Origin of the sequence: Pseudomonas nicosulfuronedens (assembly GCF_005877905.1) — a bacterium.
Taxonomy (GTDB): domain Bacteria; phylum Pseudomonadota; class Gammaproteobacteria; order Pseudomonadales; family Pseudomonadaceae; genus Pseudomonas; species Pseudomonas nicosulfuronedens.
The window spans coordinates 191433-215359 of the sequence record NZ_SWDV01000013.1; the positions used below are offsets into that span (position 1 = coordinate 191433).

At 65.8% G+C, this 23927-nt stretch carries 19 protein-coding genes; 12 read left to right on the forward strand and 7 right to left on the reverse strand.

Features of this window, described 5'->3' with window-relative positions:
- Positions 1–43: 43 nt before the first annotated feature.
- Complete coding sequence (locus FAS41_RS13755; protein WP_138523087.1) at positions 44–2479, forward strand: efflux RND transporter permease subunit; 2436 nt, start codon at positions 44–46, stop codon at positions 2477–2479.
- Positions 2480–2740: 261 nt separating this feature from the next.
- Here FAS41_RS13755 and FAS41_RS13760 read toward each other — a convergent pair whose 3' ends face one another.
- Positions 2741–3634: a LysR family transcriptional regulator gene (locus tag FAS41_RS13760; protein ID WP_138523089.1), complete on the reverse strand. Its 894-nt coding sequence runs from the start codon at positions 3632–3634 to the stop codon at positions 2741–2743.
- A gap of 131 nt (positions 3635–3765) precedes the next feature.
- Here FAS41_RS13760 and FAS41_RS13765 point away from each other — a divergent pair, with 131 nt between their 5' ends.
- The 6 genes from FAS41_RS13765 to FAS41_RS13790 all read left to right on the forward strand — a co-directional run bounded on the left by FAS41_RS13765 (position 3766) and on the right by FAS41_RS13790 (position 10151).
- Entirely contained in the window at positions 3766–4845 is a 1080-nt protein-coding gene (locus tag FAS41_RS13765; RefSeq protein WP_138523091.1) for an ABC transporter ATP-binding protein, read from the forward strand.
- A 39-nt stretch (positions 4846–4884) separates the two neighbouring features.
- On the forward strand, positions 4885–6018 hold the full coding sequence (locus FAS41_RS13770) for an ABC transporter substrate-binding protein (RefSeq protein WP_138523093.1): 1134 nt from the start codon (positions 4885–4887) through the stop codon (positions 6016–6018).
- Between the two features lies 1 nt (position 6019).
- Positions 6020–6871, forward strand: coding sequence for an ABC transporter permease (locus FAS41_RS13775; protein WP_138523095.1), 852 nt, complete (start codon positions 6020–6022; stop codon positions 6869–6871).
- Positions 6868–7710: an ABC transporter permease gene (locus FAS41_RS13780; protein WP_138523097.1), complete on the forward strand. Its 843-nt coding sequence runs from the start codon at positions 6868–6870 to the stop codon at positions 7708–7710. Before FAS41_RS13775 ends, FAS41_RS13780 begins: the two co-directional genes overlap by 4 nt.
- A gap of 90 nt (positions 7711–7800) precedes the next feature.
- Positions 7801–8952: a M24 family metallopeptidase gene (locus tag FAS41_RS13785; RefSeq protein WP_138523099.1), complete on the forward strand. Its 1152-nt coding sequence runs from the start codon at positions 7801–7803 to the stop codon at positions 8950–8952.
- A 92-nt stretch (positions 8953–9044) separates the two neighbouring features.
- A complete protein-coding gene (locus FAS41_RS13790) occupies positions 9045–10151 on the forward strand; it encodes an arginase family protein (protein ID WP_246084871.1) in 1107 nt (368 codons plus the stop codon).
- 198 nt (positions 10152–10349) lie between these two features.
- Here the strand turns inward: FAS41_RS13790 and FAS41_RS13795 are convergent, their stop codons facing one another.
- From FAS41_RS13795 to FAS41_RS13805, 3 genes are all read right to left on the reverse strand, one after another.
- The gene (locus FAS41_RS13795) at positions 10350–11174 is read right to left on the reverse strand and encodes a lytic transglycosylase domain-containing protein (protein ID WP_138523103.1); all 825 of its coding nucleotides are present in this window, start codon (positions 11172–11174) and stop codon (positions 10350–10352) included.
- 314 nt (positions 11175–11488) lie between these two features.
- A complete protein-coding gene (locus tag FAS41_RS13800; RefSeq protein ID WP_138523105.1) occupies positions 11489–11848 on the reverse strand; it encodes a cupin domain-containing protein in 360 nt (119 codons plus the stop codon).
- A gap of 11 nt (positions 11849–11859) precedes the next feature.
- Positions 11860–13245, reverse strand: coding sequence for an NAD(P)/FAD-dependent oxidoreductase (locus FAS41_RS13805; protein ID WP_138523107.1), 1386 nt, complete (start codon positions 13243–13245; stop codon positions 11860–11862).
- Between the two features lie 239 nt (positions 13246–13484).
- Between FAS41_RS13805 and FAS41_RS13810 the strand changes: the two genes are divergently transcribed.
- Together FAS41_RS13810 and FAS41_RS13815 are read left to right on the forward strand one after the other, a co-directional pair.
- Positions 13485–14225, forward strand: a complete 741-nt coding sequence (locus tag FAS41_RS13810) for a helix-turn-helix domain-containing protein (protein WP_425049022.1) — start codon at positions 13485–13487, stop codon at positions 14223–14225.
- A 219-nt stretch (positions 14226–14444) separates the two neighbouring features.
- Positions 14445–15917, forward strand: coding sequence for an aldehyde dehydrogenase family protein (locus FAS41_RS13815; protein WP_138523111.1), 1473 nt, complete (start codon positions 14445–14447; stop codon positions 15915–15917).
- 213 nt (positions 15918–16130) lie between these two features.
- Here the strand turns inward: FAS41_RS13815 and FAS41_RS13820 are convergent, their stop codons facing one another.
- Entirely contained in the window at positions 16131–17045 is a 915-nt protein-coding gene (locus FAS41_RS13820; RefSeq protein ID WP_138523113.1) for a LysR family transcriptional regulator, read from the reverse strand.
- Positions 17046–17151: 106 nt separating this feature from the next.
- Here FAS41_RS13820 and FAS41_RS13825 point away from each other — a divergent pair, with 106 nt between their 5' ends.
- The 3 genes from FAS41_RS13825 (at position 17152) to FAS41_RS13835 (ending at position 21551) form a co-directional block, all read left to right on the forward strand.
- Complete coding sequence (locus FAS41_RS13825) at positions 17152–18876, forward strand: amidohydrolase (protein WP_138523115.1); 1725 nt, start codon at positions 17152–17154, stop codon at positions 18874–18876.
- A gap of 93 nt (positions 18877–18969) precedes the next feature.
- Positions 18970–20049 carry a C45 family autoproteolytic acyltransferase/hydrolase gene (locus FAS41_RS13830; RefSeq protein ID WP_138523117.1) on the forward strand — a complete coding sequence of 360 codons (1080 nt, stop codon included), beginning with the start codon at positions 18970–18972 and terminating at the stop codon, positions 20047–20049.
- A gap of 167 nt (positions 20050–20216) precedes the next feature.
- Positions 20217–21551: an MFS transporter gene (locus FAS41_RS13835; protein ID WP_138523119.1), complete on the forward strand. Its 1335-nt coding sequence runs from the start codon at positions 20217–20219 to the stop codon at positions 21549–21551.
- On the opposite strand, the gene FAS41_RS13840 is transcribed toward FAS41_RS13835, so the two are convergent.
- Positions 21548–22432, reverse strand: coding sequence for a DMT family transporter (locus FAS41_RS13840; protein ID WP_138523121.1), 885 nt, complete (start codon positions 22430–22432; stop codon positions 21548–21550). The genes FAS41_RS13835 and FAS41_RS13840 overlap by 4 nt on opposite strands.
- A gap of 335 nt (positions 22433–22767) precedes the next feature.
- Positions 22768–23757, reverse strand: coding sequence for a D-2-hydroxyacid dehydrogenase family protein (locus FAS41_RS13845; protein WP_138523123.1), 990 nt, complete (start codon positions 23755–23757; stop codon positions 22768–22770).
- Between the last annotated feature and the right edge of the window lie 170 nt (positions 23758–23927).

The following is a 23927-nucleotide window of genomic DNA, read 5'->3' on the forward strand; positions in this document are numbered from 1 at the left end:
CCCGTTCAAGAACCATAAGAACAAGAGATAGAGAGACAGCCTCATGGTCGACCTGAAGCAAGGCGAGATGCCTGTAGTCCGCGAACTGCGGGACTTCGACACCCACAGCGGCAACCTGCTGGAGCGCCTGGTGTTCAACCACCGCGCGCTGTTCATCGCCCTGATCGCGCTGGTCACCCTGGTGCTGGGCTACATGGCCGTGACCCGCCTGGAGATGCGCCCGGCCTTTGAAAAGATGATCCCCCACGGCGATCCCTACATCCGCAACTACCTGGACAACCGCGCCGCGCTGCGCGGCCTGGGCAACTCGGTGCGGGTGGTGGTGGAGAACCCCGACGGCGATATCTTCGACCCGGCCTACATCGACAGCCTGCGGCAGATCAGCGACCAGTTGTTCCTCAGCCACGGCGTCGACCGCGCCTGGATGAAGTCGCTGTGGTCCCCGGCGGTGCGCTGGACCGAGGTCACCGAGGAAGGTTTCCAGGGCGGCCCGGTAATGCCCGACGGCTATGACGGCAAACCGGAGTCCATCGCTCAGCTGCGTCAGAACATCGCCCGCGCCGGTATCGTCGGCAGCCTGGTGGGCAACGACTTCCGCTCCAGCATGCTGGTGGTGCCGCTGCTCGATCGCGACTCGGCCACCGGCAAGGGCATCGACTACCGCGAGTTCTCCCGTGCCCTCGACGACCTGAGGCTGAAGTACGAATACCTGGGCGACGCCCGCCCCTTCGCCGCTGGCGAGGAGGGCAAGGGCCCGGTGCGCCTGCATGTGATCGGCTTTGCCAAGCTGGTGGGAGATCTGATCGACGGCCTGGTGCGGGTGATGCTGTTCTTCGGCCTGGCAGTGGTCACCGCCTTCGTCATCATCCTCTTCTACACCCGTTGCCTGCGCAGCAGCCTGCTGGTGATCGGCTGCTCGCTGCTGGCGGTGGTCTGGCAGCTCGGCCTGGTGGCCTGGCTGGGCTATGCACTGGACCCGTATTCGATCCTGGTGCCGTTCCTGATCTTCGCCATCGGCGTGTCCCACGCCACCCAGAAGATGAACGGCATCATGCAGGACATCGGCCGTGGCACCCACAAGCAGGTGGCGGCGCGCAACACCTTCCGCCGCCTGTTCCTGGCCGGCGTCACCGCGCTGCTGTCCGACGCCGTGGGCTTCGCCGTGCTGATGCTGATCGACATCCCGGTGATACAGGACCTGGCGATTGCCGCCAGCATCGGCGTGGCGGTGCTGATCTTCACTTCACTGCTGATGATGCCGGTGGCGCTGTCCTATGTCGGCGTCAGCCAGCGGGCCGCCGAGCGTGCCTTGCGCGAGGAGCGCCAGGTGGACCGCCAGCAGGGCATCGGCAAGCTGTGGGCGCTGCTGGACCATTTCACCGAGCGTCGCTGGGCAACCATCGCGCTGGCCGTGGCAGCGCTGCTGGGGGTGGGCGGCCTGCTGGTCAGCCAGCACCTGCAGATCGGCGACCTCGACGCCGGCGCGCCGGAGCTGCGCGCCGACTCGCGCTACAACCGCGACAATGCCTACATCACCAGCCATTACGCGCTCTCCAGCGACCTCTTCGCAGTGATGGTGAAGACCGCGCCGGAAGGCTGCCTGAACTACCGCACGTTGATCCTCGCCGACCGCCTGGGCTGGGCGCTACAACAACACGACGGCGTGCAGGCCACCACTTCGCTGGTCAACGCGGTCCGCCAGATCACCGCCGGCACCTACGAGGGCAACCCCAAGTTCGCCAGCCTGCAGCGCAACCAGGATGTGCTCAACTACGCCGCCCAGCAGGCCTCGGTGAACACCCCGGAGCTGTTCAACACCGAGTGCTCGCTGATGCCGGTGATCGCCTTCCTCAAGGACCACAAGGCGCAGACCCTGGACGAGGTGGCCGGCATCGCTGAGAACTTCGCCCGCGCCAACAGTACGCCGGACCGCCAGTTCCTCCTGGCCGCCGGCAGCGCGGGCATCGAGGCAGCGACCAACCGCGTGGTGCGCGAGGCCAACCATCGCATGTTGTTCTACGTCTATGCGGCGGTGGGCATCTTCTGCCTGATCACCTTCCGCAGCTGGCGCGCGACGCTGGTGGCGCTGTTGCCGCTGGTGCTCACCTCGATCCTCTGCGAGGCGCTGATGGTGGTGATGGGCATCGGCGTGAAGGTCGCCACGCTGCCGGTGATCGCACTGGGCGTGGGGATCGGGGTGGATTACGCGTTGTATCTGCTCAGCGTGCAGCTGCAGATGCAGCGGGCAGGTTTGCCGCTGTCGGTGGCCTACCAGCAGGCCGTGGCCTTCACCGGTAAGGTGGTGGCGCTGGTCGGCGTGACCCTGGCGGCGGGCGTGATTACCTGGGCCTGGTCGCCGATCAAGTTCCAGGCGGACATGGGGATTCTGCTGACCTTCATGTTCCTCTGGAACATGCTCGGGGCGTTGATACTGATTCCGGCGTTGTCGCATTTCCTGCTGGGTGGGAAGAAGCTCTGATGACATAGCCGCCCGCCGCTGCGGATATTTGTTCGCGAGCAAGCTCGCTCCTACAGGGTGCGCCATGGTGCTCTTCGTAGGAGCGAGCTTGCTCGCGAACTGGCCCATCACCGGACCACGCGGCTATGCGGTCATCAATCAAACGCCGGAATCGCTGCCAGTACGTAGGATGGGTGGAGCGAAGCGATACCCATGCTGTCCGTGCACGAAATCGATGGGTATCGCTGCGCTCCACGCCATCCTACGAGAGCATCTTGCCACTCAATCAAACGCCGGAATCGCCTCCAGCTCATGCAGCAGCCAATCGGCGAACTCCCGTGCCAGGGCCTGGTTGCCGTGGGGCGGGATGATCAGGAAGTAGGGGTGGGGTGCCGGGAAGTCGATGTCGAACAGGCGCACCAGGCGGCCTTCGGCCAGCTCCTCGCCAGCGAGGATATGGTCGCTGATGGTCACGCCGCCGCCGGCCAGCGCGGAACGGATGGTCAGGTAGGCGTCGGGCAGGAAGACATTCTGCCGTGCTTGCAGGCCGGGCACGCCGGCGGCGAGGAAGTAGCGGCTCCAGTCGAAACCGTCGTCCTCGTGCAGCAGTACCTGGCGCGCCAGGTCGCGCGGCTTGCGCAGGTGTTCCTGGGTGTTGAGCAGGCGCGGGCTGCACACCGGGAAGTAGCGGATGTCACCCAGCGCGGCGAAGCGCTGGCCTTCGATGTGCGTCTCGCCGAAGGAGATCACCATGTCCACCTGGCCCAGGTCGCTACTCATCGGCAGCAGGTGCAGGGCGACCTCCTGATAGTTGCGCAGGAATTTCTCCAGCAGCGATGACACCCGCGCCAACAACGCCGGGGCGCAGGCGATGCGAAGCTCGCCGGCGGGTTCCTCGGTGGGCAGCGCGCGGCGGATGTCGCGCAGCTGGTCGAAGGCGCTGCTGATCTGCTGGCTCAGCTGGCGCCCGGCCGGGGTCAGCTTGACGCCCTTGCCCTGGCGTTCCACCAGCGCCACGCCCAGCTCTTCTTCCAGCTTCTTCACCTGGTGACTGACCGCCCCATGGGTGACGTGCAGCTCCAGCGCCGCGCGGCTGATGCTGCCCTGGCGGACCAGCGCCTCGAAAGCGCGCAGGGCAATGAGAGAGGGCAGGCGGAACGCACTGTTCTGACGCATGAGGGACCTTCTTTCGTGAATTTGACTAACGATTCAGGCGGAAATCTATTGAATTGTCGTTAGTTAAATTTGCACAGAAGATGAGCCCAAGCCAACACCGATCAACAAGAAAAAACGGCTGGAGATCCGCCATGCAGCATTTCGTCGACTTGCTCGGCCTGGGCAAGCGCTACGGCAACCTGCAGGTCCTGAGCGACCTCAGCCTGAGCATCCGCCAGGGCGAATTCCTCACGCTGCTCGGCCCTTCGGGCTCGGGCAAGAGCACCACGCTGATGATGCTCGCCGGCTTCGTCGAGCCCAGCGAAGGGCGCATCGAGATGGACGGCCGCGACATCACCCACCTGGCGCCGGATGCCCGTGACTTCGGCGTGGTGTTCCAGGGCTATGCGCTGTTCCCGCACATGAGTGTGGCGCAGAACGTTGCCTACCCGCTGCGTATCCGCAAGGTGCCGGACGCCGAGATCGAGCGCCGAGTGGCGGACGTGCTGGAACGCGTCGGCCTGGGCGGCATGGGCAATCGCGGCATTGCCCAGCTCTCCGGTGGCCAGCAGCAGCGCGTGGCGCTGGCCCGCGCACTGGTGTTCAAGCCCAGACTGCTGCTGCTCGATGAGCCGCTGTCCGCCCTCGACCGCCGCCTGCGCCAGGAGATGCAGGGCGAGCTGGCGCGGATGCACAAGGACTTCGGCACCACCTTCGTCTTCGTCACCCACGACCAGGAAGAAGCGCTGGCACTTTCCGACCGCATCGCCGTGTTCAACAAGGGCCGCCTGGAACAGCTCGGCACTCCGCGTGAGGTCTACGAGCGTCCGGCCAGCCGCTTCGTCGCCAACTTCCTCGGCGATACCAACCTGCTGGAAGTCGGCGTGGTGGGCCGCGAGGCAGAGGCCACACTCTGTGATTTCCGTGGCCAGCGCCTGCGGGCGGCCTATTCGGTCCAGGCCAGCCAGGGCGGCAAGAGCTGGCTGGCGGTGCGCCCGGAGCACATCGACCTGCGCCCGTTGCAGGACGCCGGCCGCGACAACGGCCTCTGCGCCACGGCTGGCAGCGCCACCTACCAGGGCGCCCACGTCAATCTCGAACTGACCCTGGAGCAGGGCGAACGCCTGGACCTGCGCCTGCCGGTGTCGCACCCGCTGCTGGGCGAGCTGCGCAGCGGCCAGCGCTACTGGTGCAGCTGGTCGCCGCAGCACTGCCACCTGTTGTCTGCCTGACCCACGCATAACGAAAACAAACCATCGGGGAGCAATCACATGAGCGATTATCCAAAAGCAGGCCAAGGCTTCATCGAAGACGCCATCGAAGTCGCCGCTGAAAAAAGCGAGCGCGCCGGCATCAGCCGCCGCGATTTCAACCGCAGCCTGCTACTGCTTGCTGCTGCCAGCGCCTTGCCTTTCGGTGCCGGCAGCCGTGCTTTCGCTGCGGGCGGCAACCTTGTGCTGGCCAACTGGGGCGGCGACGCGGTGCCGGCCTTCGAGAAGAGCTTCGGCGGCTTCGACCAGGTTGCCGGCCTGACCCTGAAAGTGGACGGCAGCGGCCCCACCGAAGGTGCGCTGAAGACCCAGGTGAGCAGCGGCGCGGTGCGCTGGGATGTGTGCGACGGCGAGATGTATTCGTCCTACCGCCTGGGCAAGGACAAGTTCCTCACCCCCATCGACTACGGCATCGTCGACAAGTCGCTGATCGGCTATGGCGACGTGCATGACTTCGGCCTCGCCAACTACACCTACAGCTACGTGATCGGCTACGACCACGAGCAGTTCGGCAAGAACCCGCCCAAGTCCTGGGCCGACTTCTGGGACGTGAAGAAGTACCCGGGCAAGCGCACCCTCTACAAGTGGATGAGCGCCAACCTGGAGTGCGCGCTGCTGGCCGACGGCGTGTCGCCGGAGCAGCTTTACCCGCTGGATGTGGACCGCGCCCTGCGCAAGATCGAGGAGCTGCTGCCGCACATCGCCACCCACTGGTCCACCGGCGCCGAGTCGCAGCAGCTGATCCGCGATGGCGAAGTGAGCATGGCGCAGATGTGGCATACCCGCGCGGAGCTGGTGAAGAACGACACCGCCGGCAAGATCGACTGGAGCTTCGATGGCGGTATCGTCTCGCCCTCGGTGTGGATGGTGCCCAAGGGCAACCCGGCCGGAGCCAAGGCGGCCATGGACTTCATCGCCTATGCGCTGCGACCGGAGGTGCAGGCAAAGCTCATGGAGGTCTACAACATGGGCCCGGTGAACCTCAAGGCCAACGACCTGCTCAGTGCGCAGTTGCAGGCGATCAATCCCACTGCGCCGGACAACCTGAAGAAGCAGGTGTCGCTGAACAACAAGTGGCACGCCGAGCACTACGGCGAAACCCTGGAGCGCTACCTGGCGCTGATCGGTGGCTGAGATGCGACGTTTCGCACCGGGCGTGCTGCCGGTCTACGGCCTGCTGATCCTGCCGCTGCCCTTGCTGGTGGTGGTCGGCTACCTGCTGCCGACCCTCGGCGTGCTGGGCTGGAGCTTCAGCCTGCCGGAGTGGGGCACACAGAACTACGCGGCCATCGCAGACAACGCCAACCTGCAGGCGGTGATCTGGCGCACCCTGCGCATCTGCCTGCTGACGACCGCGATCAGCGTCGCCATCGCCTACCTGATCGCCTACCGCTGGCGTTTCGCGACACCACGCGGCCGGCAGCTGATCGAGCTGTTCGTGCTGCTGCCGTTCTGGCTGTCGATGCTGATCCGCGCCTTCGCCTGGCTGGTGCTGTTGCGCAACGGTGGGCTGGTCAGCCAGGGGCTGATGGCCACGGGCTGGTTCGATGCGCCGCCACCGCTGGTGCGCAACGAACTGGGCGCGCTGATCGGCATGGTGCACTTCATGGTGCCGTATGCAGTGCTGCCGCTGTTGTCCTCGCTCAAACAGGTGGACGACAGCCTGCTGCGGGCCTCCAGCAGCCTGGGCGCCAGCCACTGGCAGACGCTCAAGGACATCTTCATCCCGCTGACCCTGCCAGGTGTGGTTGCTGCATCGGCCATCGTCTTCGTCTTCAGCCTCGGTTGCTTCGTCACGCCGGCGCTGCTGGGTGGTGGCAAGGCGGCGATGCTTGCGGAGTACATCTACGTGCAGATGTTCCAGCTGTCCAACTGGGGCCTGGGCGCGGCGCTGAGCATCGTGCTGATGCTGCTGGTGGTCGGTTGCGCGCTGCTGTTCGGACAACTCATCGGCTACCGCCGCCTGCTCGGGAGGACTGAGCTGTGACCCCGCAGGGAACCTATCTCTCCGCCATGCCCAAGGGCGTGAAAAAGCCGCAACTGCCACGCCCGCCGGTCGGCCGCTGGCTGTCCTGGCTCGCCCTGTCGTTGTCGGCTCTGTTCCTGCTGCTGCCGATTCTGGTGATCGTCCCGCTGTCGTTCGGCAACCAGCGCTACCTGGCCTTCCCGGACGGCGACTGGTCGCTGCGCCACTACGCGACGCTGTTCGACGGCGCCTGGCTGGTGTCGATCCTGCAGAGCCTCGGCCTGGCGCTGGTGGTCGGCGCGCTGTCCACGGCGCTGGCCTTCCTGTTCGCCACCGGCATCTGGCTGCAGCGCCGGCACCGCACCTTGCTGACGGCGATCGTGCTGTTGCCGATGATCGTGCCGCAGGTGGTCTCGGCCATGTCGATCTACTACCTCGATGCGCGCCTGGGCGTACTCGACAGCCTGCTGGGTGTTGGCTTCGGCCATCTGCTGATGGCGCTGCCGTACTCGGTGATCGCCCTGCTGGTGGTCTACGCGCGGCTCGACCAGAGCCTCTACAAGGCGTCACGCTCCCTTGGCGCCGGGCTCTGGCCGACGCTGTGGAACGTGCTGCTGCCCAACGTGCGCGGCGGCGTGGCCGGCGGCTTCTTCATGGGCTTCGTGATGTCCTGGGAAGAAGTGGTGGTGACCCTGTTCACCAGCGGCCTGAACGTGGTGACGCTGCCCAAGCGCATCTGGGACGGCCTGCGCTACAACCTCGATCCGGCGATTGCCGCCGTGTCCACCCTGATGATCGTCCTCACCCTGGTGGTGATGCTGGTGCGCCTGTACCTGGCGCGGCACCAGCCACCCAGCTGACTGTTTTAACCCCGCATATGGCCGCTGGATGGCGGCCCCAAACAAAAACGCCTGTATCGCTTGCACCTTGTCCCTGAGGAGGGAATCCCCATGCTTACTGCTTTCCCCGCTCGCACCTACCGTCAACGCGTCGAAGCCGTCAAACGCCGCATGGCCGACCGTGGCCTGGATGCCCTGGTGGTCAACTACCCGGACAACATCAACTACCTGACCGGCTTCGACAGCCTGGGTTTCCTCTGGTACCAGGCGCTGATCATCTCGCCCAAGCTGGCGGAACCGGTGTTCCTCACCCGCACCAGCGAAGAGCCCTGCACCTGGGAGCTGTCGTGCATCAACGAGGCGATCTTCTATGACATCGCCAAGCAGGACCCGCTGAAGATCGTCGCCGACGTGCTCGCCCAGGCGGGCCTGAGCCAGGCGCGCATCGGCCTGGAAATGACTGCCTCGACCTTCTCCCCGGCACAATACAACGCGCTGCTGGGCTACATGCCCGAAGCCCGCTTCGAAGACGCCGGCCCGCTGGTCGCGGAGAATCGCCTGATCAAGACTGCCGAGGAAATCGAATACCAGCGCAGCGCCGCTCGCATGGCCGACCAGGGCATGCTGGCCGCCTTCGAGGCACTGCGTCCGGGCATTTCCGAGGTGGAAGTAGCGGGCATCGTCGCCAACGCTCTGGGCCGCGCTGGCAGCGAGTACTCGGCGATCAGCCCGATGTGCGCCACCGGCCGCCGCAGCACCATGACCCACGCCATGCCGCACCGTCAGACCATCAGCCACGGCGACGTGGTGATCCTCGAACACGCCGGCGTGTGCAACCGCTACCACGCCATCCTCATGCGCACCGCTGTAATCGGCAAACCCAGCCCGCGGGTGAAGGAAGTGGCGACCCTGCTCACCGAGGCCTTCAACGCCGCCATCGAGATCGCCAAGCCGGGCACCCCGGTGGGCGAGGCCAACCGCGTGTGCAACCAGATCCTCGACCGCATCGACCTCTCGCGCACCCGCGTGCACCGCATCGGCTACAGCCTCGGTCTTGCGTACCCGCCGACCTGGCTGGAAGCAATGATGGTGGACGAGGCCGACGACCACGTGTTCCAGCCGAACATGTCGTTCTCCATCGAACCCAACCTGTCCTTGTACAACGAAGGCTTCGGTATCAAGCTCGGCGACACCGTGCTGTGTGGCGAGAAAGGTTCGGTGAGCCTGTCGGAGATACCGCCCGAGCTGACCATTATCGACTGATGGAGGTTCGCCCCCGGTCCGCGTAGGCCGGGGGCGAAGCCGTGTTGCGTGTCTGCGCCTATGGGCGCAGTGATGGAAACCGAGGGCTTCTGATGAGTCATACGATGGATGTTTTCTGGCACGACGACGTGCTGCGCCACGACACTGCCGCCGGCGTGTTCGAGGCGCCGCCCAGCGACCTGCTGGCCGAGCAGCTGCAGCACCCGGAGAGCAATCCGCGGCTGCTGAACATGCGCGCCATCCTCCAGCGCGGGCCGGTGGCCGGCTCGCTGCGCTGGCATGAAGGTCGCCATGCCAGCGAAGAGGAGTTGCTGGGCTTCCACGATGCCGATTACCTGCGCGGCATCTTCGAGGCGGATGCCCAGGGCAAGCGCTTCAGCAGCACCACGCTGATGGCTGCGGGCAGCCTTGGCGGATTGTTGGCCGCCGCCGGCACCAGCCTGGCGGCGCTGGAAAGCGTACTGGCCAGCGGCAACCCGGCCATGGCCCTGGTGCGCCCGCCGGGCCACCATGCGGCGCCGGCGATGGCGGACGGCTACTGCTTCTTCAACCATGCCGGGATCGCCGCGCGCGCAGCCCAGGCGGCCGGTCTCGAACGCGTTGCCATCGTCGACTGGGACGTGCACCACGGCAATGGCACCCAGGAGGGGTTCTACGATGATCCGTCGGTGTTCACCGTGTCGCTGCACATGGACCACGGCGCCTGGGGGCCGAGCCACCCGCAGACCGGCGCGGTGGATGAGCGTGGCTATGGCGCGGGGCTTGGCAGCAACCTCAACCTGCCACTGCCCATGGGCTCGGGCGACCAGCTCTACGAGATGGTCTTCAGCCGCTTCGTCGAGCCGGCGTTGCGCGCCTTCAAGCCGGACCTGCTGATCATCGCCAATGGCCTGGATGCCTCTCAGTTCGACCCCAACGGCCGCCAACTGGTGACCATGCAAGGCTTCAATCGCCTGGCCCGTCGTGCCCGCGCACTGGCCGACGAGCTCTGCCAGGGAAGACTGCTGGTGGTGCAGGAGGGGGGCTATAACCCGGCCTACAGCGCCTACTGCCTGCATGCGGCGACGGAAGGCTTCCTCGGTGAGTCGTCCACGCTGCCCGATCCGCTGGCGTATATGCCGGAGCCTGCGGCACGGGTCGAAGCCGACCTCGCCGCCTTGGATACGCGACTGGCGTCGGCGGGGTGGAAGTTCGGCTGAAACCCTGGTGCCTTTCGTAGGGCGTATAACGCGTCCGCGTTGTCCGCCGAAAAGCCGGCGGATAACCTGTTCCAGGTTATGCGCCCTACGTCCCATCAACGCGGTTCGCGAGCAAGCTCGCTCCTACACCCACGGGCGAGCTTCGGCGTGCTTTCTGTAGGAGCGAGCTTGCTCGCGAACCCCCGCTGACCCCACCGTCTACGGATGATTGCGATAGCGCTCGGTCAGGGACTGCACGCGGGCGACGTAGGTTTGCGTCTCGGCGTAGGGAGGGATGCCGTTGTACTTGTCGACGGTCATCTCCCCGGCGTTGTAGCTGGCCAGCGCCAGCCGCTGGTTGCCATTGAAGCGCTTGAGCAGCCAGGCCAGATAGCGCACGCCGCCGCGGATGTTCTGCCGCGCATCGAACGGATCGCTGACGTTGAAGCGCTCGGCGGTATCGGGCATCAACTGCATCAGCCCCTGGGCACCGGCAATGGAAATGGCGTTGGGCTGGAACGCCGATTCGGCATGGATCACCGCGCGGACCAGCGCCCTGTCGACGCCGTAGCGCAGTGAGGCGGCCTCGATTTCCCGGCGATAGGAGCGGGTGTCGAGGCGCAGCGTGGCGACGTTGAAATCCTTCGGCGCCATGCACAGGTAGCAACCCTTGATGTAATACACATCGATCACATCGACCCGCGCGGAGATCCCGACAGGACGTCGACTGACATACTGGCGGACACCCTTGTGGACGAAGGTGTAGACCCGAACCCGTCCTGAGCCCGGATCGTCCCCGCGTGCGGCTGCTGGCGCGGCCTTTGACCTGGCGCCAGCAGTCGCACTCGTCTTGCCGGTCTGGCCAGTCTTGCCGTTCTGAAGCGTGCAGTGCGCGCCGGCAACGGCGTGGCTGGTGTGGCTGACGGTCCCGTCGCGGGCCTGGCACCTGAACAGGGCGCTGGCGTAGAGCGGAGCGACCAGCAATGCCAGTCCGATGCAGCCAGGAAGGCTCCTGCGAGCCCATCGCCAGGTTCTGGAACTCATCAAACCGCTCCGCGCCGCGGGCGCCGATCAGGCTCGGGAGTACCTGATCCATGCAAGGGGGAAACGCCAATAGAGGCTGTCGCTGCAGGGGGGAGCCTGCCGACCTGCCGTTTCGTTTCGCTAGTTATAGCCCTTTCAAACGGCGGTGGAGCTTTGGGGGACGTACGGCCAGCGGGGGCTGAGGAGCGTGGCGTAGGTTTGCGCTGAGGAAGCAGGTTTGGGGGCGGAGTAGAGGCAGGTCAGAGTCGTCACCGGTGATGCCGGTTTTCAGGCTGTTCGCGAGCTTGCTCGCGAACAGTCGGCAAACACTGAAGTCACCCGAGAATGAAATAGACCTTGCGCACCGGCGTGAGGTTTTCCCAGGTGCCCTTGAACCCCGCCGCGACCACGAAGGAATCCCCCGGGCCGAAGGTCTTCGCCACGCCGTCGGTATCGGTCAGGCGTACGGTGCCTTCGAGGATGTGGCACAGCTCGTCGTAGTCGCACTCGCAACGCTCCAGGTGCACGCCGGCCTCCCAGATGCCGGCGATGGCGCTCTTTTCCGGTGCCGCAAAGTGCCGCCAGCTGCGGCTCTGGTAAGGCGCATCGACGATGGCCGGGTCGTTGATCTCGCGTTCCTGCGGGGCGAGCTCGGGGTTGGCGAAGTCGATGACATGGCGGGGCAGGGTGGGCATGAAGTTCTCCATCAGGAATCGAAACCGATGCCGAAGGCATCGAAGGTCTTGAGCAGCAGGTCGCGGCGGCCGTTGCGGTCTTCCTTGGCCAGCGAGCGCTGGGCCAGGCGTACGCCGAGGTAGCGCAGCGGCTCGGGCGGGAAGGGGAAGGGCTTCTGCGAGGTCATGCGTAGTTCGGTGCGCTCGGTGCGCTCGCCACCCAGTTGATCGAGCATGTTCAAGGCGGCGAAACGGCTGGCGGAGACGCCCTGGCCGGTGAAACCCAGCGCGTAGGCGACGCGCCCGCCGAGCACGCAACCGGTGAACAGCGTGGTACGCGCCGAGGTGTCGATGATGCCGCCCCAGGCATGGCTGAACTGCACCGGGCCAAGCTGCGGGAAGGCCTCGCGGAACTGCCCGGCCAGGCGTTCGAAGCTTTCCGGGCGCTGGGTCAGGGATTCGTCGCGGCGGCTGCCGAAATGGTAGATGGCGTCGAAGCCGGCCCAGAGGATGCGGTTGTCGGCGGTCTTGCGCAGGTAGTGGAACTGGTTGCCGGCATCGGCGATGCCGTAGCGATCGACCCAGCCGATGGCGCGCAGCTGTTCGTCGCTGAGCGGCTGGGTGACCAGCGAGTAGTCGTACACCGGGATCACGCTGGAATTCAGGTGGCCAAGCAGCGGCGGGGCAATGTTGGTCGCCAGGGCGATCTGCCCGGCCTCCAGTTCGCCACGGTCGCAGCGCAGCAGCAGGCGGTCGCCGCGCTGGTGCAGCTCGTGCACGGGGGTATTCTCGAACAGCTCGATGCCCTGCTCCCGGCAGACGCGGCGCAGCTCAGCGGCCATCTTCGCCGGGTTGAGCAGCGCATAGTTGGGCTCGAACACGCCGGCCTGGTAGGCGGGCGAGTCCAGCTTTCCGGCCAACTGCGCCTTGTCGAGAAAAGCGGACTCGATACCGAAACGCTCATAGTTGCGCTGCATGCCACGCAGGCCGTCGACCTGCCAGGGCTGGGCGGCGACGCTGAGCTTGCCGCGGCGCTCGAACTCCACATTCATGCCGAAGCGCTTGAGGTCCGCCTCGAATTCATCGAGGTTCTGACGGCCCAGGCGTACCAGGGTTTCGGCTTCTTCCGGCCAGCGGCGCAGGGCATTGCCTACACCGTGAGAAATACTCGGTGCGCAGAAGCCGCCATTGCGCCCGCTGGCCTCGCCGCCGCAGCGTCGCGCCTCGACCACTGCGATGCTCGCGCCGGGCCAGCGCTGACGGGCGTGCAGGGCAGTCCAGAGACCGGTGAAGCCGCCGCCTACCACCACCAGGTCGAAGCGTAGATCCGCTTCCAGCGCCGGTGCGGCAGCAGCAGGATCGAGGGTGTCGAGCCAGAAGGGTCGGGGAGTGGTGTGCGCAAGAAGGGCGGATGTCATCGGAAAACTCCGGCAGAATGTCGGAAGAAAAAGCGGTCTTCGGGCCGCGTCCGAGTTTTGTAATCGCTTCCGGGGGCCAGGCATACGCTCCAACGCTTTCTGCGGGCACGCCCGGAGCAGGAAAAGCCGGCCGAGACCGGCAGGGGAAAACAATGAGCGAAGAACAGGGCTGGAGTGCCACGCTCGAAGGCGCGACCTACCAGCCCGATCCGGCCAGCGCCGCTACTCACGCCGTGGTGATGCGTTATCACCAGGCCTGGCGCCGCCATGACATCGAAGCGCTGATGGCGCTGTTCGACCCGCAGGTGGAGTACAACGACTTCTTCCAGGGGCGTCGGATCGCGCCGAACGAACTGCGTGAATACCTGCAGACCAGCATGCCGGCGGCGGGCGATGAATCGCAGGTCTACACCGACCGTCTGCGGGTGGACGGCGACACGGCTTTCCTGCAGTACCAGGTGACCCTGCGCGGCACGCAAGGTCTGGTGTCCTTCCGCACCACCGAGGCCTATACCGTGCGGGATGGCCGGATCATTCGGGTCAACGAGCACGCGGCGCTGGTCGGTCAGCCGCAGAAACCCGCCGGCGAACCGCAGCCACGCATGGCCGACAGCCGCCTGGGGCTTTCTGCGCGACAGTTGAGCCAGTTGGGCGGCGACATCCAGCAGTATTTCCAGCAGAGCCGGCCGTTTCTCAACCCGGACCTGGACATGCCCCAGGTCGCTGCGGCCACCGGCTACACGCGCAACCAGATTTCCTACTTTCTCAACCAGGTGCTGGGCCTGAGTTTCTACCAGTACCTGAACCAGCTGCGCCTGCGCCACCTGCTCGGTCAGTTGGGCGACGCCACCAGCGTCACGCGTATCGACGAACTGGCGCGGGCGGCGGGATTCCGCTCGCTGTCCACTTTCTACCGCTGCTTCCGCGAAGAGACGGGGTTGTCGCCCAAAGCCTACCTGGAGCAGAAGGCGACTTCGTGATCGGATCGCTTTGTAGGATGGCGTGGAGCAAAGCGGTATCCATCAATCGCTGGCGACCCTGACGATGGGTATCGCAAGCTCCACCCATCCTACGAGAGCCATGTCCCCGCATGGCCCGCTCCGCGCGTGCCCGCATGCACGGCAGCTGCGTTATCAATCCCGCGCCCATTTCCCTATGCTCGGTCCACAAATAGTCCAACCCGTTCAGGAGACCTTCGCATGCGCGACCAGCTTTATATCGATGGCCAGTGGCAGGCACCCGCGAAAGGCGGCCGCTTTGAAGTGTACGAACCTTCCAGCGAAACGGTGCTGACCGAAGTCGCCGCCGCCACCGTCGAGGATGTGGACCGCGCCGTGCAGTCTGCGCGCCGGGCCTTCGACGAGGGTGAGTGGGGTCGTAGTACCGGGAAGGAACGCGCTGGCTACCTGCGTGCCATCGCCGACAACCTGCGTGGCCGCCGCGAGGACCTGGCCCGTCTGGAAGTGCAGGACAACGGTAAGCCGCTGCCAGAGGCGCAGTGGGATATCGACGACGCCATCGGCTGCTTCGATTACTACGCCGAGCTGGCCGAAGGGCTGAATGACGACGGTGAAGTGGTCGCGCTGCCCGACGAGCGTTTTGCCTGCCGCGTGCTGCGCGAGCCGGTCGGCGTAGCGGGGCAGATCATTCCGTGGAACTACCCGCTGCTGATGGCTTCGTGGAAGGTCGCTCCGGCGCTGGCTGCCGGATGCACTGCCGTGCTCAAGCCTTCCGAACTGACGCCGCTGACCTCCCTGGAGCTGGCCGCCGCGGCCGATGCCGCGGGCCTGCCCAAGGGCGTGCTCAACGTGGTGACCGGCCTGGGCCGCGACGCCGGTTCGCCGCTCTCGGCGCATCCGGGCGTGGACAAGCTGGCCTTCACCGGCAGCGTGCCGACCGGGCGCGCGATCATGCAGGCGGCGGCCCAGGACATCAAGAACGTCAGCCTGGAGCTGGGCGGCAAGTCGGCGTTCATCGTCTTCGATGATGCGGATGTCGAAGCGGCCGTGGAGTGGATTCTCTTCGGTATCTTCTGGAACCAGGGCCAGGTATGCAGCGCCACTTCGCGTCTGCTGGTGCAGGATGGGCTGCACGACCGGTTGATCGAGCGGCTGGTGGAAGAAACCCGCCGTATCACTATCGGCAACGGCCTGGAACCGGGTGTGCTGCTCGGCCCGTTGGTCAGCGCCGGTCAGCATGCCAAGGTGCTGCAGGCCATCGAGGCCGGCGTGCGCGATGGCGCGAAACTGGTGACCGGCGGTAAGCGCCCGGCGCATCGGGACAAGGGCTGGTTCGTCGAGCCGACGGTGTTCATCGACGCGCCGCTGGAGAGTGCTGTGTGGCGCGAGGAAATCTTCGGCCCGGTGCTCGCCGTACGCCGTTTCAAGGACGAAGCCGAGGCGCTGCGCCTGGCCAACGACAGCCAGTTCGGCCTGGCGGCGGCGGTGATGTCCGCCGACCCCGCACGCTGCCAACGCGTGAGCCGGGGCCTGCGTGCCGGCATCGTCTGGGTCAACTGCTCGCAGCCGACCTTCACCCAGGCGCCCTGGGGTGGCTACAAGCAGAGCGGTATCGGCCGCGAGCTGGGTGTGTGGGGCCTGGACAACTACCTGGAGACCAAACAGGTCACCGAGTACCTCAGCGACCAGCCTTGGGGTTGGTACATCAAGTAGGTCGATGCGCGGCGCGGTGAATGTTGCACGTGGCGCCTCGGAACATCGATGGGCCATTGTTCGCGAGCAAGCTCGCTCCTACGAAAAGCAGCTACGTACATGCCTGTAGGAGCGAGCTTGCTCGCGAACCCGCCCAGCGCCGGCTTTGTTGGGAGGGCACAGAACGCCCTGGGTGTTCAGGCATGCCATTACACCAGCTGGCGCGAACGTAGATCAGATCAACCCCTTGCCCTGCAGATGCTCGCGCAGGTACTCGATGAACACCCGCACCTTGCGCGTACTGCGCCGGTGCGGCAGGTAGAGTACATGCACCCAGGGCCCGAAGGCGCTCTGGTCGCGCCAGCAATCGGGTAGCTGCTCCACCAGCTCGCCGCTTTCCAGGTAGGGCAGCGCGCTCCATTGCGGCAGGAACTGCAGACCTTGTCCGTCCAGCAGGCAGGAGAGCAGGAAATCGTAGTTGTCGCTGGCGATGCGCGGCACCGGCTGGCGGATGCGCAGGCGTTCGCCGTCCTTCTGCACCCACCAGAAATTCCGGTTCAGCAGTGGGTGGCGGAAGATCAGCCAGTCGTGCTGCTCGTAGTTCTCCAATGTCACCTCCAGACCCTTTTCAGCGAGGTACCTGGGGCTGGCGCAGAGCATCAGACGGTTCTCGATCAGTGGCTGGGCGATCACGTCCGGCAGGTCGATGGGGCCGTCGCGCAGAGCGATGTCGTAGCCGCCTTCCACCAGGTCGACGAACTCGTCCAACAGGTCCACCTCCAGGCGCACCTGCGGGTGCTCGCGCAGGAAGCGGCAACACACCGCGTTGAAAAAGGCCGGGGCGAAGGAGGGTGGCGAGACGATGCGCAGGCTGCCGCGCAGCTCGGTCTGCAACTGCTCGACCTCTTCGCTGGCGCGCTGCAGTTGCATCAGCGCCGAGCGCGCACCTTCCAGGTAGATGTGCCCGGCCTCGGTCAGTGCCATGCGTCGCGTGGTGCGCTCGAACAGGCGCTGGCCCAGGTCGGCCTCCAGTTGCGCCACGCCTTTGGTGATCGCCGAGGGTGTCTTGCCCAGCTGTTCGGCGGCGCGGCTGAAGCCGCCGTGGTCGGCGGTGGCGACGAACATGGTGAGGGCGGTCATCTTGTCCATGGATTGCTTCCTGGCAGGAACAGAAGTTGTGCGGGAAGTCAGTGTTAAAGCCGCCGGGGCTTTTGCTTAACCTTCGTCACAGATCAACAATAACGAAGGCTCTGCGATGAAACTACTGATTCCGGCGCTGGTGTCGGCGGCTTGCGCTTTTTCCTCGATGGAAACTATGGCCGCCGTCGACCTCATCTTCCACGGCGGCAAGGTCTACACCGCCGAACCCGGCCAGGCGCTGCAGCAGGCGGTGGCGGTGGAGAACGGCCGTATCCTCGCCGTCGGCTCCGATGCGCAGGTCCTCAAGCTCCGGCAGCCGTCGACCCAGGTCATCGATCTGCAGGGTCAGGTGCTGATGCCCGGTTTCATCGATGCCCATACCCACCTGGTCAAGGGCGGCCTGCAGATGCTCCAGGCCAACCTGGACAACCAGGACCTGCCCCTGGCCGAGTTCGAGGGCAAGCTGCGCCAGTGGCGTGACGACGGCCGCGCGCGGCGTGGCCAGTTCCTCTATGTCGGTGGCGTGCCGACGGCGTACTGGGACGAACTCGGTGAATTGCAGCAGCGCTTCAACCAGGGAGAATGGGCAAAGCAGCCGATCCTCCTGGCCGGCGGTGACTATCACACCGGCTGGGCCAACCAGGCGCTGCTCGACCTCGCCGGGATCGACGTGGCCAAGGTCAAGTCGCTGAAGGGCGAAGAGCAGGCCACCATCGGCCACGACGCCGACGGCAAGCCCAACGGATTCCTGGTGGATGCCGGTCTGTACCCGGTGCAGGCGCTGCTGCCGTTGGCCAGCAACGACGAGCTGCTCAAGGCCCTGAAGGGCGCGCAGAGCTACTACCACGAGCTGGGCATCACCGCCTGGATGGAGCCCCTGGCGAACGAGAACCCCGGTGGTGACATCCACAACGACTCCGTTGGCGTGCTGCCGGCCTACAAGCTGCTGGCGGAGCAGGGCGGGCTGACGGCGCACGTCGCCGCGCTGCTGATGGCCGACTCGAAGGCCACACCGGCCGACCTCGACGAACTGGACAAGGTGCGCCAGCAATTCATCGATGTTCCCAACCTGACGCTGCCGGGCATCAAGGTATTCGCCGACGGCGTGGCCGAGATTCCGGCGCAGAGCGCGGCGATGATCGAGCCCTACAGCAATTCGAAGAAGTACGGCGAGTTGCTGATCGATCCCAAGCACTTCGGTGAGCTGGTCAGCGCCGCCGACGCCCGTGGCTGGCTGGTGCACATCCATGCCATTGGTGACCGCGCGGTGCGCGAGTCGCTCAACGGCATCGAGCAAGCGCGCAAGGATCGCCACAGCGGCATCCCGCATTCGATCACTCACCTGCAGATGGTCAATCCCAAGGACTTCCCGCGCTTCAAGGCGCTCGACGTGATTGCCGCCATGCAGCTGTACTGGGCGGCCGCCGACGAGAACAGCGTCGACCTGGTCAAGCCCTACGTCAGTGCCATGGCCTTCCTGCACATGTACCCGGCGCGCTCGCTGCTGAAGAACGGCGCGACCATTTCCGGCGCCAGCGACTGGCCGATTACCACGCCCGATCCGTGGAAGGCCATCTACCAGGCGATCCAGCGCGTCGGCCCGAAAGGGGTGCTCAACGCCGCTGAGGACATCGACCGGCAGACCATGTTCCAGGCCTACACCCTCAACGCCGCGCGCACTATTCGTCTGGAGGGCAGCATCGGGTCGCTCAAGCCGGGCAAGCAGGCGGACCTGGTCCTGCTCGACCGCGACGTGTTCACGGTCAAGCCCGAGGCGTTGCGCGATACCCGAGTGCTCAAGACCTGGTTTGCCGGCCGCGAAGTCTATAGTCGGCCATAGTTAAAAAGCGTGCGACAAACCCTGACCCTTCTTCATTCTACAAAGTGCGCTTTGCTTCAATTCATTCGTTCATGTAGTAACAGGAGCCTTGCCGTGATTCTTCACACCTTCACCACCGACATCCGCGACCCGCTGCAGCGTGGCCGGCAGATAGGTGAAACCTTCGCCGAGCAGATCCGCCAGACCGTGGCGCTGTACCTGGACTTCTTCCCGCGCGTCGGCGTGGAGATCGACAAGGCGCGCGCCATTGGCGAAGCGAGCCTGGCAGCGCTGGCCGACTGGTGCCCGGCCCTGGCGAAGGAGGTCGAAGGCCTGGCCCTGGGCGTCGGCCTGCCGCTTTGGCAACTGGCGGCGCTGAACGCCCGCACCGAGATTCTGGCGGTAATGCCCGAGCAACCGGTGGAAGGCGAATGCTCCACCTCCGTCTACGCCCCGGCGGGTGCTGCTGCACCGCGCAGTCTGCAGACCTGGGACTGGCACGACAGCCTGGTGCCCCACGGCCTGCTGCTGGGCTTCACCGGCAGTACCGGCCTGACTGCCAAACTGTTCACCGAGTTCGGGATGCTCGGCAAGATCGGCGTGAACAGCGCAGGGCTGGGGGTGCACTTCAACATCCTGCACCACGCCAGTGACGACGGCAGCGCCGGCGTGCCGGTGCACGCCATCGCCCGTCGGGTGCTGGAAGAAGCCAGCAGCGTCACCGAGGCCATCGACCTGGCGCGGTCGGCGCGGGTCAGCGCATCCACGGTGCTCACTGTGTTCACGCGCAACGACGTCCGCGCCCGCGCCGCCAGCATCGAGATGAGTCCGGCACACACCGCCGTGGTAGTACCGCGCGAAGATGGCTGGCTGCTGCACACCAACCACTTCCTCGACGGCGAGCTGAGCTGGGGCGAGCGCACGGCGGACGTGTCTACCACCTATGCGCGCCTGGAACACCTCAAGGCCGCCACCGCCGGCATGACTGGCAAGGCCCTGCGCGAACGTGCCGACGCCTTCTGCGGCGCGGACGGCGACCAGGCGGTGGTTTGCTTCCACCCGGACATGTCCGAGCCGGATACCGAGCGCTGGGAAACCCTGCTGAGCATCGGTCTGGACACCACGAACTGCGCCCTGGAGTACGTCGCCGGTACGCCGAAGAAGCTGGCCGACGAAGGCTTCCTGCGTTTCTAGTTCGTAGGGCGCATAACGCGCCAGCGTTATCCGCCGCCGAGCTGTCGGCGGAAAACCCGTTCCGGGTTGTGTGTCCTACGCGTCATCGCATCTAAACCAACGCCCCGTGGCGGCCTGCCGGCCGCCGCGCGGGTTTCGTGTTGCCAAAAAAACAAGAGTGAACCGCCATGATCGACCACACGCCCGCAGCTCCTGGCTCGCGCTCGGCCTTTCGCACCTTCTGCGTCTCCGGCATGGGTACCGCGCTGGAGTTCTACGATTTCGTCATCTACGGCTACGCCGCCGCACTGATCTTCCCGCAGCTGTTCTTCCCCGGCATGGATCGCCTGACCGCCGTGCTGGTTGCCTTTGCAGCCTTCGGCGCCGGCTTCTTTGCCCGTCCACTGGGCGGCGTGGTGTTCGGCCACCTGGGTGACCGCTACGGCCGGCAGAAGGCGCTGGTCGCCACCCTGGTGCTGATGGGGGCGAGCACCCTGCTGATCGGCTTCCTGCCAACCCACGCCAGCATTGGCGCGGCTGCGCCCGTCCTGCTGGTACTCCTGCGGCTGGTCCAGGGCTTCGCCGCCGGCGGGGAGTGGGGCGGGGCGGCGCTGTTCGGCATCGAGGTTGCACCCAAGGGTCGCCGCGGTCTGTGGGGTAGCTTCACGAGCATCGGCATCGGCATCGGTGGCATCTTCGGCTCGGCGGTGTTCGCCATTGTCAGCTTCGCCTTCGACGATGACCTGAGCGGCATCGCCTGGCGCATCCCGTTCTGGCTTGGCGGCCTGCTGATGCTGATTGGCCTCTACGCGCGCCTGCAGAACACCGCACCGTCGCCCAAGGCCGCGCCGCAGGCCGAGGCGCGCATGCCGCTGATGGAGGCTTTCCGCCGCCGTCCGCGCGAGCTGCTGCTGTGCATCGGCATCGCTTTCGGCTACGTCACCATCGCCTACATCGGCAGCACCTTCTTCCTCGCCTACGCGACCGATATCGGCTATAGCAGCAGCCACGCCTTGCTGTTCGATTTTTCGTTGTCGGTGGCCATCGTGGCGTCCGCACCGTTCTTCGGCCACCTGTCGGATCGCTTTGGGCGCCGCGCGGTGATGATCTTCGGGGCGGCCATCATGGCGCTGGGGTTGTTCGCCTTCTTCCCGCTGATCGGTCTGCACAACCTGCCGTTGGCGTTGCTGGCGTACGTCGCCGTGGGCTTCTTCATGGGCGCGACCCAGGGGCCGATCCCGGCTTTCCTCGCTGAGCAGTTCCCGCGGGAAATGCGCTACTCGGGGATTTCCTTCAGCTACCAGATCGGCGCGGCACTGGGCGGCGGCACGGCGTCGAGCATCGCCACGGCCATCCTTATCGCCACGGGCCGCAACCCGTTCGGCGTGGCGCTCTACGGCGCGGCGGCGCTATTGCTGGTGGCAGTGTGTTCCTGGCTGCTGCGTGAAACCTCGCGCCTGCCCATGGAAGTGATCGACCGCGACGACGCCGCAACTGGCATCGCCCAGGCCCAGGTCAGCTAAGTGATGGCGCGCGCCCTGGTGCCGGGCAGCAGCCCGAGCACCAGGGCACAACCGATCAGGATGATCAGCGCGCCCACGCCTTGCATCAGCGACAGGCTTTCGCCCAGCACTAGCGCACCCACCAGAACGGCGACGACGGTGACGACGAATTCCACGCTGATGGTTTTCGTCGCCCCGATGCGCGCGACGAGTTGGAAGTACACGACGTAGTTCACCGCACTGAGCACGCAGCCGCAGAGCAGCAGGAAGAGGAAGTCGACCGGTTGCGGCGTACCCGGAACCGGCACCCAGATCAGCAATGGAAGCGTCAGTAGCCCGCCGATGCCGAAGGCGCCGCAGGTGACTTCCCAGGGACCGGCGGTGCGTAGTCTGAGGCTCGCGTAGTTACTGCCGAAGGCTGCGCAAACCGCGCCGAACACCGAGGCTGCGCTGCCGAGGATGAATTCGTGGGTGACCGGTACCGCCGGGAATCCCACCAGCAGCACCATGCCGCAGAAGCCCAGGACCAGCCCGCCCAGGCCGCTCCAGGTGATGCGCTCCAGGCCCCAGAGACGGCCGATGAGCATGGAGAACAGCGGGATGCCGGCGACGAAGATCGCCGCCATGGCGGTGCCGATGCGTGGGGTGGCGTAGGTCATGCCGATCAACTGGCCGGCCACCGTCGTGGCACCGACCACGCACAGTGGTTTCCACAGTCCTTCGAAATTCAACCGGCGCCCGGACAGTTTCGCCACTGCGAACAGCGTGAAGCTGGCGATCAGCGCGCGGAAGCTCACCGCGCCCACCCAGCCGAACCCGGCAATGGCCTTGAGCAGGACGAGAAAGGACAGCCCCCAGCCGAGTGCGAGGAACAGGTAGGCGGCAAGGTCGCGCGGTTGCATACGACTCCGGTGGCGCAAGGCAGACGGGGACCACCGAAAAGCGGCGGCGAATGCCGCTATCTTGCCGGGCCGCCATGATCCTTGGGAAGGCGGCGCACCGACGTTTTTCTATCTGCCGACGGTGCATTTCGCCTGCCCGTACCTGCCTCTTTCCTCGGCGAGGTCGGATGCGCTGTCGTGCTGCCTGGTACTGCAGTGCGCCGGCGATCTTCAGGTTCGCTGGAGATTGGTATCCGGCTCATGTCGGGATCTGTGTCCGTTTCGAGTGCTGCGCAGGGCCTTGCCACTTTCCAGCTTGAGTGCGTGGCCCTGATGCGCCGAAGCGGCAGAGTCCGCTAGGGCCTTTGCGTCCGCCCAGCCGCCAGGGCTTGCGGATTCGCCATGTTCTTCGGTGCTCCGTCGAAGAACGCCACCACGTTGTCGAAGGCATCGCCGAAGTACAGCTCGTAGCCGTTCTTCTCCACGTACCCCAGGTGCGGGGTGCAGAGTGCGCGGGGATGATTCAGCAGGTCGTTGTCGGGGGCGAGCAGAGGTTCCTGCTCGAACACGTCCACGGCCGCGTAGCCAGGCCGGCCGGCGTCCAGGGCCTGCCGTAGCGCGCCGGGGGCAATTAGCTCGGCGCGGCTGATATTCACCAGCAGGGCGCTGGGCTTCATGCCAGCCAGGTCCGTGGAGGTGACCCCATGGCGAGTGCTGTCGGACAGGCGCAGGTTGAGGCTGAGGATATCCGCTTCGGCGAAGAAGGCTGCGCGCGAAGTGGCCGCCTGATGGCCGTCGGCGACGGCGGCGGCCCGGCTGTTGTCGCTGCCCCAGACCAGCACCGGCATGTCGAACGCCTGGGCGTAGCGCGCCAGACGCTGGCCGATCTTGCCGTAGCCCCAGATGCCCAGGGTCTGCCCGGCCAGCGCGTGGCCCAGGTTGACCTGCCATTGCCCGCTCCTGAACGCCTCGATGGCTGGAACGAGTTGCCGGCGTGCGGTGAGGATGAGCGCCCAGGCCAGTTCGGCGGGCGCCACGGGCGAGCCCCGACCCTCCGTCACCACGACGCCGCGTTCGGTGCAGGCGTCCAGGTCGAGGTGCCCCGAGACCTTGCCCGTCTGGCTGATCAGTTTGAGCCTGGGCAGTCTGTCGAGCAGCGCAGCGTCGATGCGGGTGCGCTCGCGGGTGAGCACCAGCGCGTCTGCATCGGCGAAGCGCGCAGCCAGTTCGTCCGGCGAGGCGGGCCCCAGGTCATGCAGCACGTGGACATCGTGCCCGGCCAGTCGGGTGTAGCAGTCCAGCGTCCGGATCACGTCCTGGTAGTCATCGGGAATGACGATGTTCATGGGGAATCCGCCTCTGCGCTTGTTTGGTTTAACGCAGGACGATATCCGATCTTCAGGAGGCTTTCGATCCATGACGTCGCGATGGCAATGGTCGTCTTACTGCGTTTGCCATCGACTATCCCCAACATGCTGTCGTGCAGCTTGAGGGCAGCCCAGGATTGCCTGAATTC